The 13,371-nt window shown below is 74.1% G+C and carries 8 protein-coding genes; 4 read left to right on the top strand and 4 right to left on the bottom strand.

What is annotated here, in order from left to right; translation table 11 throughout:
• Nucleotides 1-146: 146 nt before the first annotated feature.
• The 4 genes from QOZ89_RS16105 to QOZ89_RS16090 all read left to right on the top strand — a co-directional run bounded on the left by QOZ89_RS16105 (nt 147) and on the right by QOZ89_RS16090 (nt 5,503).
• Nucleotides 147-1,058: a response regulator transcription factor gene (locus QOZ89_RS16105; RefSeq protein WP_071050014.1), complete on the top strand. Its 912-nt coding sequence runs from the start codon at nt 147-149 to the stop codon at nt 1,056-1,058.
• A gap of 7 nt (nt 1,059-1,065) precedes the next feature.
• Nucleotides 1,066-2,484: a sensor histidine kinase gene (locus QOZ89_RS16100; protein WP_312624145.1), complete on the top strand. Its 1,419-nt coding sequence runs from the start codon at nt 1,066-1,068 to the stop codon at nt 2,482-2,484.
• Between the two features lie 172 nt (nt 2,485-2,656).
• A complete protein-coding gene (locus tag QOZ89_RS16095) occupies nt 2,657-4,282 on the top strand; it encodes an esterase-like activity of phytase family protein (protein ID WP_071050016.1) in 1,626 nt (541 codons plus the stop codon).
• 261 nt (nt 4,283-4,543) lie between these two features.
• Entirely contained in the window at nt 4,544-5,503 is a 960-nt protein-coding gene (locus QOZ89_RS16090) for a TAXI family TRAP transporter solute-binding subunit (RefSeq protein ID WP_312624144.1), read from the top strand.
• Nucleotides 5,504-5,547: 44 nt separating this feature from the next.
• Here QOZ89_RS16090 and QOZ89_RS16085 read toward each other — a convergent pair whose 3' ends face one another.
• The 4 genes from QOZ89_RS16085 to QOZ89_RS16070 form a co-directional block, all read right to left on the bottom strand.
• Nucleotides 5,548-6,708 carry a hypothetical protein gene (locus QOZ89_RS16085; RefSeq protein ID WP_083418950.1) on the bottom strand — a complete coding sequence of 387 codons (1,161 nt, stop codon included), beginning with the start codon at nt 6,706-6,708 and terminating at the stop codon, nt 5,548-5,550.
• Nucleotides 6,705-10,052: an AAA family ATPase gene (locus QOZ89_RS16080; RefSeq protein ID WP_312624143.1), complete on the bottom strand. Its 3,348-nt coding sequence runs from the start codon at nt 10,050-10,052 to the stop codon at nt 6,705-6,707. The genes QOZ89_RS16085 and QOZ89_RS16080 overlap by 4 nt, the downstream gene beginning before the upstream one ends.
• A 132-nt stretch (nt 10,053-10,184) precedes the next feature.
• Nucleotides 10,185-11,357: a metallophosphoesterase family protein gene (locus QOZ89_RS16075; RefSeq protein WP_312624142.1), complete on the bottom strand. Its 1,173-nt coding sequence runs from the start codon at nt 11,355-11,357 to the stop codon at nt 10,185-10,187.
• 108 nt (nt 11,358-11,465) lie between these two features.
• Complete coding sequence (locus QOZ89_RS16070) at nt 11,466-13,325, bottom strand: ATP-binding protein (RefSeq protein ID WP_312624141.1); 1,860 nt, start codon at nt 13,323-13,325, stop codon at nt 11,466-11,468.
• Between the last annotated feature and the right edge of the window lie 46 nt (nt 13,326-13,371).

Genomic DNA, 13,371 nt, shown 5'->3' with positions numbered 1-13,371 from the left:
AATTAACGTGACCTGGGGCAGAGCTGACGGGAGTGCTAACTTGTCGAGGCAGGACGGGCGGCGCGACGAGGGGCCGGCCGCGGCGGTGATACCAGGAGGGCGGACCGCGTGTAGGTGCGCGCGACGTCGCCGGACGGGAGTGCCCCATGCGGCTGTTGATCGTGGAGGACGATGACCGCGTCGCGGCGGCGCTGTCCAGCGTGCTCGGCCGGCACGGCTTCGACATCGTCCGGGCCCGCACCGCCGCGCGCGCCCTGGATCTCATGCACACCCGGCCCGATCTGGTGCTGCTGGACCTGGGCCTGCCCGACCGTGACGGCTTCGACGTCTGCGGCCGGATACGCAAGGTGTCCAACACTCCCGTGATCATGGTGACCGCGCGGGCCGAACTGTCCGCCCGCATCCACGGGCTCTACCTGGGCGCGGACGACTACATCGTCAAGCCCTACGACCTGCGGGAGCTGATCGCTCGGATCCACGCCGTGGTGCGCCGCTCCCGGCCCGACCCGCTCGCCCCCGCCGACGTCGACACGACCGGCCACGTGGGCGGGACGGCCACCCGGCCGGACGGCCAGGCGACCGGCGGCGCGGGCTCCACGGGAGCGGTCGTCGGCACCGGTGCGGCGGAGGTCGGCCGGGTGGTCGAGACCCGCGGCCTGCGCGTCCACCTCGACAGCCGAGAGGTGACGGGCAACGACGGGCGGACCGTCGCCCTGACCCGCAAGGAGTTCGACCTGCTCGCCGAGCTCGCCCGGGCCCCCGGTGTGGTGTTCCGGCGCGAGCAGCTGATCAGCGAGGTCTGGGGCTCGTCGGTGCAGTCAGCGTCGCGCACGCTTGAGGTGCACGTGGCCTCGCTGCGCGCCAAGCTGGGCGACCCGTGCGTCGTGCAGACAGTGCGGGGCGTCGGCTACCGGCTCGCGGCGGCGGGCGCTCCCGCGCCCCCGCCCGCGGAGGTCGCCCGCGCCGGCACGGGCGCCGCCGTGGCCGCGGTCGAGCAGGACACGGACGGGCCGGAGCTGGCCGCCGCGGCCGCCGTGAAACGTCGCCGGCGGGCCTGATCGTCTCGTGCGCGTCAGGCTGCTGGTGATCCTGCTGTCGCTGATGACCGCGGCGCTCGTCGCGCTCGGCATCCCGCTGGCGCGCAGCATCGCCGAGGGCCGCCAGCAGGCGATGTTCTTCGACCGGCTCGGCGACACCACCCGGTTCGCCGGCATGGCCGGGCAGAACCCAGGACCTGACGGCACCCGCGCACTGACCGGCGAGCTTGTCCGTTACGACCAGGTATATGGCGTCGAGGCCGTCGTCTACGGCCGTGACGTCACCGTCCGCGCGGCCTCCCGCGTCGTGCCCTCGGTTCCCGACCCCCGGGCGCGCGCACAGCTGAACGCGGCGCTACGCGGGCGGGCGGGGGAGAACCCGGCGCAGATCTGGCCCTGGCAGGACCGGCCCCTCGTGATCGCCGAGCCGGTGCTCGCGGGCGGCGACGTGGTCGGGGCGGCGCTCACCGTCTCCCCGACCGACCGGCTGCGCGGCCAGGTGTTGCGCCGCTGGCTGCTGCTCGGCCTCGGCGAGCTGGCGGCGCTGCTGCTGTGCCTCGCGGTCGCGCTGCGGCTGACCAGGTGGCTGCTCGCGCCGATCGACAGCCTCGACGCGGTCACCCACGCGATCGCCACCGGCCAGATGTCCACCCGGGTCTCGGAGCGGGTCGGGCCACCGGAGCTGCGCCGGCTCGCGAGTGCGTTCAACGAGATGGCCGACCATGTGCAGGAGGTCATCTTCCAGCAGCGGGCGTTCGTCGCGGACGCGTCCCACCAGCTGCGCAACCCGCTGTCGGCGCTGCTGCTGCGGATCGAGACCGTCGGGCTGGGCCTGCCCCCGGAGTGGCTCGACGAGCTGGAGGAGACCAGGGCCGAGGGACGCCGGCTGACCGAGGTGCTCGACGAACTGCTCGCGCTCGCCCAGGCCGAGCACGCGGCCGCCCGCCCGGTGCTGTTCGATGTCGCCGCCGCCGCGCGCGAGCGGCTGTCGGCCTGGCGGCCGGTGGCGACGTCGAGGCAGATCGTCCTCGGCCAGACGGGGCTGTCCGAGGCCATGGGGTACGCCGACCGCACGGCGATCGGCAGCGCCCTCGACGCGGTGGTCGACAATGCGATCAAGTTCTCGCCGGCGGGCTCCACCGTCGAGGTGATGGTGCTCCGGGACGCCGACTCGGTGCGGGTCGTCGTGCGCGACCAGGGCCCCGGCGTCGCCCCTGAGGAGCTGGCCGCCGTCGGTCGGAGGTTCTGGCGCAGCCCGCGCAACGTCAACGTCGGTGGCTCTGGGCTGGGTCTGAGCATCGCCATCGCGCTGCTGGAAGCCTCCGGTGGCGGCCTGTCGGTCGCGCTGGTGGAACCCACCGGCCTCGCGGTGACCCTGCGCGTCCCGCGGCGGCCGTCGGCCGCGCTGACGACGGCTCAGTCGCTCGTCAAGGTGCCCGCCACCTAAGCCGTGCGCACCGCCGGGCCAGTCGGTCCGCTCGGCGCGGGAACAAGCGGGACCAATCTGTGCGGACCGGTTAACCATTGCTCCATCCCCGGGACGGTTTTCGGCCATCGGGGAGATGGAGGCTCGCCGACGGCGTGCCGCCAGGCACGCTGTGGGGAGGATGGGGAAGCGGATGAACCGTCTACGTATCACCTCGGTGGCCGCCGGGGCGATGGCCATCGCGTTGGTCGGTGCCGGTGTCGCCCAGGCCGGTGGCAAGAATTACGGGCTCGCGGCCAAGAATGACAGCTACCGCACGAAGGCGGGCGCAACGCTTACGGTGCGTGGCAATGGCGATGGCCTGTTCAGGAACGACAGCGGTGACCCGCTGACGCTGGTCTCGAGCACCAAGCCAGCTCACGGGACGCTGAACCTCAACCCCGATGGCACCTTCAGCTACACGCCGAACGCCGGCTTCACCGGGACCGACACGTTCACCTACGCCGTGAGCGACGCGGTCACCCAGTACGACACCCACCTGCCGCCCATGGCCACGATCGGCGGCGTCAAGATTACGGGTGGGGCGTATGGCTCGTCGATCTACCCCGCGCCGGGCAAGAAGGATGAGTTCTACGGTGTGACCGACCGCGGCCCGAACGTCGACGGGCCGAACGGCGTGAAGGTCGAGCCGATGCCGGCGTTCACTCCGGCCATTGGCCTTTTCAAGCTGAAGAAGGACGGCCGGGCGGAGCTCGAGAAGTCGATCCCGCTGCGCGCGGCCAACGGAACCCCATACAGCGGCCGGGTCAGCACCGAGGCCACCACCGGCGAGACGATCCTCGACCTGAACGGCGACACGCTGGCCCCCGACCCGAACGGGTATGACCCCGAGGGCTTGGTCGCGCTGCCCGACGGCACATTCTGGATCTCGGACGAGTACGGCCCGTACATCACGCACTTCGACAGGAACGGACGCCAGATCGGCCGGCTGTCGCCGTTCGACGGCTCCCTGCCCGCCGAGCTGAGGTACCGGATGCCGAACCGCGGCATGGAGGGCCTGACCATCACGCCCGACGGAACGACCCTCGTCGGGATTGTGCAGTCCGCTTTGCAGCAGAAGGACACCACCGCGAAGCCGGCGAGCATCGCGCCGTTGCGGGTCGTCACCTACAACCTGAGGACGAAGGCAACGGCCGAGTACCTCTACCTGCTGGACGACCCGGCCATCAACGGTGGCGCCGTCAGCGAGATCACCGCGCTGTCCAACACGACGTTCCTGCTCGACGAGCGGGACGGCAAGTTCGAGCCGGGCGCGTTCAAGAAGTTCTACAAGATCGACCTGGCTGGCGCGACCAACGTCGGCCCGAATGCCGAGGTCCCGGGCGCGACCTACGCGGGTGACAAGGGCGGCCTGCTGGTCGGCGCCGACCAGAAGACCATCGAGGCATCCGTCGGCACCTCCGCCACCGCCGCCGCGCTGGCCACGCTGAAGGCGAACGGCATCACCCCGGTGACGAAGTCGCTCTACCTCGACTTCGCCGGCCTGGTCAGCAAGCTCGACCCGACCGGTGGCTTCTTCGGCCACGACAAGATCGAGGGCGTCGCGACAACCGACCGCGGCCGGACGCTGGTCATCAGCAACGACAGCGACTTCGGCATCTCCGGCCTCGCGAGCTCGACTGCCCCGTTCCAGCTCGCGCCGAAGATCCTTCCGAACGGCGAGCAGGACGACGGCGCGTTCCTGGTGGTCGACACGACCAGGCTGGGGCGCACCTACACCAGCACCGCCACCGTCACCGTCACCGTCAGCAAGAAGTAACCCGGCGGCCAGCGGGGTGGGCCCTTCTGAGCTGGTCTTCTGAGCCTCGTGCTCCGAGCCCTTCGAGTTCCGAGCTCTTCGAGTTCTGAGCCCTTCGAGCGATGTCGCGGGGGTGCGCGACTGCCCGTGGGCCCTGCGGGCGTCGGCGGGCCGCCCCTACTGTGGGTAGCCACGTCCGGGTATCGTCGTTCGGCAATGCGGCGGTTACGACTGGGGCGCCTGACACGCGGGTGGCTCACGCGTCGGCGCGTGCTCACCGTTATGTCCGCCGTGACCGCCGTGCTCGCCGCCACCGCCGCCACCGTCTTCGCCGTCGCCAAGGACGGGCAGGACAACCAGTACCGGCACGGCACGATCATGATCCTCACCGGTGGGACCAAGGGCATCTACTACACCTACGGGGTGGAGCTCGCCGCGGCCGTCAACCGCCGCCTCAACGGGGTGCAGGCGCAGGCGATGGCCACCACGGCGTCGGTCGAGAACGTGCGCCAGGTCGCCCGGTCGGCGAACGTCTTCGCGTTCACCGCCGCCGACGCCGCCTCCGCCGCCGTGGACGGGCGAGCGCCGTTCACCCAGCGGGTGCCGATCCGGGCGCTGGCACGGATCTACGACGACTACGTGCACCTGGTGGTACGCGCGGACGCCCCGATCAACTCCATTGAGGACCTTGCCGGCAAGCGGGTGTCGATCGGTTCGGACGGGTCGGGCACCGAGCTGATCACCGAACGGATGCTCGAGGTCGCCGGGATCAACCCGGCGTCGCTGAGCGTCAGCACGCTTGGCATCAACGAGTCGGTGGCCGCGCTGCGGGCCGGCGACATCGACGCGTTCTTCTGGTCGGGGGGGCTGCCGACCGCCGGCATCACCGAGCTGGCCCAGAAGACCCCGATCCGCCTGGTCCCACTCGGCCAGCTCGCCGCCGGCCTGCACGCCGAGTGGGACCCGGTCTATCGCTCCGGCGCCATCCTCGCCGACACCTACCGACTCGCCGGCGAGGCCGTCGACACGCCGACGGTCGCCGTGCCCGACCTGCTCGTCACCCGCGCCGACACCGACCCGGGACTGGTCGAGGAGGTGACCAGGATCCTGTTCGACGCGCGCGCCGAGATCGCTGACCGGGTGCCGGTCGCCTATGCGCTGGACCGGCGCAGCGCCATCGCCACGGCGCCCATCCCCCTGCACGACGGCGCCCTGCGCTACTACCGCGCCACCAAGACCTGAGCGTGTCCCGCGGCCGACGGCCCTGCCGGGGCCGGCCTGGGCCGTCAGCCGGCGGCGGCGCGGCGCAGTGAGCGGTAGAGAAGCTGGGCGTCGCCGAGGCGGCGGCGCAGCGCCCGTTCCAGTCCGGCGATGGGGTAGAGGTTCTGGGGAGCGCGGCCGTCCTTGAACTCCTGGGAGGCGAACCGGGGGAGCACCGCCTGGCTCAGGTCGGCGAGCGCGACAGCCTCGTCCAGGGGCAGGTCGGCGCGGCATTCGACGCGGGCGACGCCGGCCCAGGGGGCGCCGGGGCGGCTGGGAAGCCGCAGGTACCAGGTGAACCGGTCCCAGCTGGCGTCCCGGCGGTTGTTCAGGAGGAAGATCGGCGTGCGTTCCGCCCGGCCGAGCGCGCCGACGACGGCGTGCTGCGCCGCCGGCAGGTACTGGGTGTGGTGGGTCTTGACGAAGCCCAGCGTGCGGGGCAGGCGTGTCCGGCCGCGCAGCGGGCCGTCAACGACGAGCAGGTCGTCCGCCTGCCCGGCGGACCGGTCGGCGGTGTGCTGGCCGGGCCGGCCGCCGAAGCCCTCGCCGAACTCGCCCGCGAGGACGTCCGCGAACGGGCGGTCGTCGTCATCGATGGTCTGGACCAGCTCATGGGCGCCGCGGGCCTTGGCGGCGATCCGTACCTCCAGCTCGAGCAGCTCCTGCTGCAGCGCCAGGGTGGGGCCGTCGGGACCGTCCTTGGCCGTCCTGACGCGGTACCTGCCGCCGCCGGTGGCGAGGTCGACGGCGTGACTGGCGGCGGTGAAAAGGCCGCGGCGGACATGAGCCCCCAGCAGGTGGGCGCCCTGGCCGCAGCAGCAGACGACGCCGCAGGCGTACGAGGCGCAGATGGCCGGCGCGGCGGCGGTCGCCTGGCCGCCGTCCGGGGCGAGGTCATGGATCCACGCCCTCGCCTCGACCCGGCGCACGCCGTCCACGAACAGCACGGCCGAGGGCGCGGTGACGGACCGTGCCCTGGCCGAGGGCACGGCCATGGGCCGCCACGCCGCCGCCCGGACCTCGAGGTTCACCTCCACGCGGGCGCTGGAGTCCGCGAGGTCGTCCCCGGCCACGCTGGTGCCGTAGCTCGGGTCCCACGCGTCGACGCTGAACCGCATGCCCCGGGCGGCGAACGGCGTCACGCCCGAGGTAGTGAGGCCCGAGGTGAGGCCCGAGGTGGTCGTCAAGCGCTCTCCCTGGTGACAGTGGAGGTGCGCTGGTCGCGGCTCACCGCGAAACGGACGGGGACCCGTTCGGCCAGCGCGTGGACGTGCGTGACGATGCCGACCATCCGGCCGGCGCCGCCCGCGCCGCCGCCGGCCAGGTTCTCCAGGGTCGTCGCGACGACGTCGAGCGTCGCGTCGTCAAGGGTGCCGAACCCCTCGTCGAGGAAGATCGAGTCCAGTCGAGCCGCGCCGGCCGCCGCCATCATCGTGAGCTGTGCGGACAGTGCCAGTGCCAGTGCCAGGCTCGCCTGGAACGTCTCCCCGCCCGACAGGGTACGTACCGGGCGGCGGGAGTCGGCATCGGCGTGATCGACGACGATGAACTCGCCGTCCTCGTGAGTCAGCTCGAACTGCCCGCCCGACAGCTCCGCCAGCGTCAGCGACGCGTCGGCTACCAGCGTGTCCAGCGCCGCGGCGACCAGCCAGCGCTGGAACCCGTTCGAGCGCAGCAACATCCCGAGCTGGTGGGAGACCTGCTCGGCTTCCCGTGCGCGGGTCAGCTCGTCGCGTAGCCCGGCGGCCTCGGCGCGCCGCTCGGCGATCCGATGCCGGTCCGCCCGGGCTCGCTCCAGAGCCACGGACACCGCGCGTGCCGCGGCGTCGGCGGCCGCGGAGGCGGGCAGCTCGACTCCGTGCGCCGCGAGCAGCTCGGTCAGCGCGCGTGCCGCGCCGTCCCTCGCCTGTTCGGCGCGGGTGACGGCGCCGCCCAGGCCGGGCAGCCGCCGCTCCCGCGCGGCGATCTCGGCGCCCGCCCATCCGGTGAGCGACGTCCAGTCGGCGAGCAGGTCATGGCTGGCGAGCGCCGGCGCGCCCAGCGCGACGACCCGGTCGCGCGCCCCGGCCAGCGCCGCGTGGGCCTCGCGCAGCGCGTCCTGGGCGCGGCGCAGCCCGGCTGTGGCCACGTCGGCCTCCGCGCGGGCCACGCGCAGCAGGTGGTCGGCGTCCCTGGCCGCCCCCGCGCGCCGGTCCAGGTCGGCGAGCGCCGCCGCCACCTCGGCGGCCGCGGGAGCGCCGGCGAGGGCGGCACGCAGCTGGGTGATCCGCGTGTCCAGGGACTCCAGCCGGCTCGCCACGGTCCGCTCGTCGTGCAGGGCCGCGACCTGGTCGTGTTCGGCCCGGTCCGCCGCGGACGACGCCTGGCCGTGGGCGCGGTCGGCGGCGGTGAGGGCCTCGCGGGCGACCGCCTCGCGGACCGCCGCGCCGCCGAGCTGGGTCGTCCGCTCGGCCGCGAACTCCCCGGCCCAGCCGACCAGCCGCGCCCAGCTTCCGGCCAGGTCGATCCCGGTCCCGCCGGTCGGGTCGTCGGGCTCGTCGACGAGGCCCGGCGCGCCCAGGGCGACGAACTGGTCACGGGCCGCCGCCAGCTCCGCGCGTGCTCGCGCACCCGCCGCCGCGAGCCCGGCGGCCGCCCGGTCGGCCGCGTCCGCGTCCCGGCGCGCCGCCGCCAGCTCGCGGGCCGTGTGCGCGACGGCCTGCTCGCGGCGGGCGATCTCGGCGAGACCCACCGCGGCGCCGTCCTGGTCCGGCGCGTCGGCGAGTCCGCGTCGCAGTTCGTCCTCGCGCTCCGTGAGCTGGCGCAGCCGAAGTCTGGCCTCGTACTCGGCCCGGCCGGCCTCGGCCGAGCGTTGCTCGCCGGCGTCCAGCGCATTCCTGGCCGCGTCGAGCGTCGCGCGCGCCGACGCCAGCGCCGGTGGGTGAGCGGCGGCGGGCAGGGTGACGACCTCCCGTTCGCACACCGGGCAGGGCTCGCCCGCGACGAGGTGCGGGCGCAGCGCGGCGGCGAGGTCGCCCGTCTGGGCCCGCTCCAGCGCGGTGGCGGCGTCGCCGTGACCGCGGCGGGCATCCTCGACCGCCGTGATCGCCGCGTCCAGCGCGCTGCGCGCAACCACATGCGCCCGGTCGGCCTCGGCGCGCGCCGGCAGCAGCCGGTCGAGTTCGTGATGCGCGTCGCGGGCGCGTTCCAGGGCGGCCCGGTCGGGAGCGGCGAGCAGCGCGGCCCGGGCGTCGTCGTCCGCCCGTTCCGCCGCCTGGCGGTGCCGCCCGGCCTCGGCGGCGGCGCGCTGGGCCGCGCGCAGCCTCCCCGCGGCCGCCACGACGCCCGGCGGGGTGCGCACGCTCGCCAGCAGGTCACGGTCGGCGCGCAGCCGGGCCACCTCGCCGGCAGCCTCCAGGGCCCGCCGGGAGGCCTCGTCCCGGGTGGCGGCCGCGGCGTCCCGGGCCTTGCGGGTGTCGGCGACCGCGGCGGTCACCCGGCCGAGGGCGGCGCGGGCGGCGGTATGGGTCGCCTGGGCTTCGGGCTGGGCCGCGAGCAGCCGGGCAAGTTCCTCGTGGTCGCGGCCGGCCTGTTCGAGCGGGGCACGTTCGGGTGCCGCGGCCAGGTCGTCGCGGGCCGCGGTGTCGGTCCGCTCGGCCGCCTGCCGGCGCTCGGCCGCCTCGGCGGCGGCCCGGCTCGCCCGGGCCAGCCGGGAGGTGAGCTCGACGACGCCCGCCGGCATCCGGACCGCCGCCAGCAGGTCACGCTCTTCGTGGACGCGGCTCAGCTCGGCGGCGGCCTCCTGGGCGGCGGCGGCGCTGGCTGCGGCCTCGGCGAGTGCGGCGTCGACCTTGCCGGCGACCTCGACGAGTGTGCCCACCCGCCCGGCGGCGCCCGCCTCGGCCTCCTCGGTGGCGTCGCGGTAGCCGGCCAGCCGCTCGTCGAGCACCTCGGCGCGGTGCCGCTGCTCGGTGGCCCGGTTGTTGGCCGCGACCCGGATCTCGTCGTAGACGCCCAGACCGAGCAGTTTTGTGAGGATCTTCTGCCGGTCGGCCGGCTTGGCGTGCAGGAACTCGGCGAAGTCGCCCTGGGGGAGTACGACGCAGGAGCAGAAGTGCTCGAAGCTCAGGCCGAGCAGCGCCTCGACGGCCCTGCTCACCTCGGAGTCCGCCGCGACCACCTCGGTCTGGTCGCCGGGCGCGCCGAGCCCCGCCGGGTCGGCGAGCCTCTCCAGCCGGGCATTGCGCACCGTGACCCCGCCGCTGGCCATCCGGCGCAGCTCCCTGGCCGCCACATAGCGGCTGCCGGCCGCGTCGAAGACCAGCCGGACCGTGCCACGCGCCACCGTCGGCGCGAGCGCCAGCGACACCATCCGCCGGTCGTTCCAGCGGGGAACCGACCCGTAGAAGGCGAACGTCATCGCGTCGATGACCGTCGACTTCCCGGACCCGGTCGGCCCCACGAGCGCGAAATAGTCCGCGTCGGCGAAGTCCACCGCCGCCGCGTCCCGGAACGAGCCGAAACCGGCGATCTCCAGCAGCACCGGCCGCATCAGCTCTCCCCCTCCGACGCTCCTCGGTCCCCGCATCCTCGGTCCCCGCCCGCCGCCGGGCCGGCGCGCTCCGCCACGCCGCGCCGGCCGGGGCCAGCCTCCCGACCAGCGGCGATGCCCGGGGCCGTCGGGCTAACCATGCCGGTCGGCTCCGACAGTTTCGTCGTGCAGGGCGGCGAAGAGCGCCTCGACCCGTTCGTCGGCGATGTTCTGCGTGCCGAGGTACTCGTGGAAGAGGTCCGCCGGGCCGCCCTGCCCGTCCGCGGGGCGGCTGGGCCGCGAGCCGGTGGCCGCGGCGGCGAACTCCGGGTCGATGCGCACCTCGAGCGCGTTCGGCAGCAGCTCCTGCACCTGCTCGCGCAGCCCGGCTCGCGCCGGCTCGCGCACCCACACCCGCAGCAGGGCGTCGCCGTACTCGGCCGCCGCCTCCGCGAGCTCCGCCACGGTGCCGCGCACCGTCCGCAGCCGCCGCCCCGCCGTGACCGGGATGTCGACGCCTTTCGCCGGGACGCCCGGCGCCGCGTCGACGACCCGGACCACCGGTACGTAGTCCTCCTCGCCGAAGTCGACGGCGAGCGGGGAGCCGCAGTACTCGACCGGGCAGGGCGCCGGCAGCGTCTGGCGGCGGTGCAGGTGGCCGAGCGCGACGTAGTGCGCGTCGGCGGGGAACGCCGTCGCCGGCACGTAGTAGTCAAAGATCGACTGTGCCAGCCGTTCGCCGCCGCCGAACCTCCCGCCGGTCACCGTGAGGTGCGCGAGCACCAGGTTGACCGCGTTGTCGTCGAAGCCCCGGGACAGCGCGGCGAGCAGGTCACGCACCATCTGGTCGTACTTCGCCGAGTTCTCCGCCGGCGTCTGGGTGACCAGCTCGGAGGCGCGCACCGCGTAGCGCTGCGACAGGAACGGCAGCAGGGCCACCCGCACGGGTTCACCGGTGCCACGGGCCGTGAACGCGACGACCCCGCCCTTCTCCGCCCTGCGTACCGTGCCGACCATCGTGATCCCGGCTGCCTGCATCAGCGGCCGGTACGCCTCGAACGAGCGCGGATGGTCGTGGTTACCGGCGATCACGATCACCTCGGCGCCCGTGCCGCGGAGCCCGAGCAGGGTCTGGACGGCGAGCCGCTGCGCCTCCGCCGACGGCGCCGCCGAGTCGTAGATGTCGCCCGCCACCAGAACCGCGTCGACCTCCTGGGCGCGGGCGATGCCGACGACCTCGCGCAGCACCGCCTCCTGGTCGTCGAGCCGGCTGCGGCCCTTCAGGGACTTGCCGATGTGCCAGTCGGACGTGTGCAGAAACCTCATGGCTGGCGGTCCTTCGTGGCGCGGCCGGGCGCGGGGCGCGCCCGCCGGTGGACGAGCGGCGCGGTGTTGACGGTCAAAGCGGTGTCGGCGGTCAGACGGTGACGGTGGTCAGAACGGTGGCGGGTCGTCGTCGGGGTCGGGCAGCTGGCTGAACGGGTCCGGGCGGGACTGCGCGGGCACCGCCGGCCCGTCGGCGGGCGCGGCCGATGCCTCGGGGCCGCCATCGCCCGCCTCCGACGGCCGGGTCGCCCAGGCGGGGAACGGGAACGTGACGGCCAGCGGGACGGGGATCTCCGGCTGGGTGACGAACATCGTGCCCGGCTTCGCCAGTGTCGCCCTGGCTCGCTGACTGGGCGGCAGGAACCCGTACTCCGGCCGGGACGCCTCCGCCGGGTCGAGCCGGCCGACGATCCGGATCGCGCTGTTCGCGATGATCCGCCGTTCGACCTCGCTCGCCGTCTGCTGCGCGCCGACCAGGATGATGCCCAGGGACCGGCCGCGCTCCGCGATGTCGAGCAGCACCTCCTTGATCGGGCTCGTGCCGTCGCGGGGCGCGTACTTGTTCAGCTCGTCGAGCATCGTGAACAGCAGCCCGCCGGGGCCCGCGTCCTCCTTGCGCCGCATCTCCGCCGCGAGCACCACGCCGACGACGAACCGCTGCGCCCGCTCCGGCAGGTTGTGCAGGTCGACGACGGTCACCTGGTGGCCGGCCGTGCTGACCCGGCGGCCCGCGGCGTCCGGCAGGTCGGCCCGGATGACCGTGCGCAGCGCCCGCAGCGACGAGCGCAGCCGGCGCACGAACGCGTTCACCGTGCCCGCGCCGGTCGCCGGCCCGGCCCACTTGGCCCGCGCGCCGTCGTCGTTCACCCGGTCGATGACGAAGTCGACGAGCTCCTCGTAGGTCCGCAGGACCTGCCCCTCGACCTTGACGGCGCCGTCCGCGCCGAACGGGACCGCGTCCAGGCGCAGCCGGTTCGTGACCTGGTGGACGACCATCGTGTACTGCTGGCGGTCGTCCTCGGAGTCCGCGAAGACGTAGGGGAGCAGCTCGTCCCGGCAGAACTCGAGCGGGGTCCACCAGAACGCGCTCACCCCGGACGTCCGGGCCGAGACATGCGGGCGTCCGGTGGTGTCTCCCGGCAGCGGCGGGGCGTAGAAGCCGGCGGAGGCGAACGGCTCGGCCGGCAGCCCCAGCCGGTCATAGACCGCGCGGATCTCGTCGGTCAGCCGGATGTTCGGCCGGTCGAGGAACAGCAGATCCTCGCCCTTGACCGAGAACACCAGCGCCTTCGCGTTCACCGCCGCCCGGCCGAGTACGCCGCAGCGGAAGACCGAGTACAGCAGGAAAAGCGCGAAGCTGGTCTTCGTCGCGACGCCGGAGATGCCGCTGATGGAGACGTGCGCGCCGCGGGTGCCGTCGAGGAACTCGAGGTTGATGTAGATCGGCGTGCCGTCGCGGCCCAGGCCGACCGGGACCTGACGGTCCATCTGGTCGAAGTAGAGCGCGATCGCCCGCTCGTCGCCGGTGGCGCGCCGCACCAGCTCGCCCGGGCGGGGCGGGACGTAGATCTCCGGTTCCAGGCGCGTCGTCGTCACCTCGGCGATCTCCTGCACCTGGGCGGGCAGCACGCCCTCGGCGATCAGGAACACGTCCGAGTCGAAACTCGCGCCCTCGTGCCGCGCCTCGACCTGCGTGACCACCCCGGCCGTCATCACCGGCCCGACGCCGGGCACGGTGCGGACAGTGACGACCACGTCGTCCAACTGCAGGTAGCTGCCTTCGTTCAGCGCGACGTGGAAGAGCAGCGGCGTGGCTTCTTCCGTGCCCATGACCCGCCCGACCGGGGGGTTGACCGGCGTGGTGGCGGCGGCCGGCGCGCCCAGCGCGTCGTCGTCGTCGTCCGGACGCGGCTGTCGCGCGCCGTTCGGCGGCGCGCCGCCGCGACCACCGGCATCCGTCACCGTCACGGGTACGTCACCTCCACCGTCGCGCGGCCTGCCGTCCGGCGTTCGC

It is taken from the genome of Pseudofrankia coriaricola (genome assembly GCF_032027725.1).
Classification (GTDB): Bacteria; Actinomycetota; Actinomycetes; order Frankiales; family Frankiaceae; genus Pseudofrankia.
This window is presented reverse-complemented; position numbering and strand designations above follow the sequence as displayed.

Coding starts and splice junctions, on each gene's coding strand:
- QOZ89_RS16090 (WP_312624144.1), top strand. CDS start 4,544: ATGTCCGCCGTGACCGCCGTGCTCGCCGCCACCGCCGCCACCGTCTTC.
- QOZ89_RS16095 (WP_071050016.1), top strand. CDS start 2,657: ATGAACCGTCTACGTATCACCTCGGTGGCCGCCGGGGCGATGGCCATC.
- QOZ89_RS16075 (WP_312624142.1), bottom strand. CDS start 11,357: ATGAGGTTTCTGCACACGTCCGACTGGCACATCGGCAAGTCCCTGAAG.
- QOZ89_RS16080 (WP_312624143.1), bottom strand. CDS start 10,052: ATGCGGCCGGTGCTGCTGGAGATCGCCGGTTTCGGCTCGTTCCGGGAC.
- QOZ89_RS16105 (WP_071050014.1), top strand. CDS start 147: ATGCGGCTGTTGATCGTGGAGGACGATGACCGCGTCGCGGCGGCGCTG.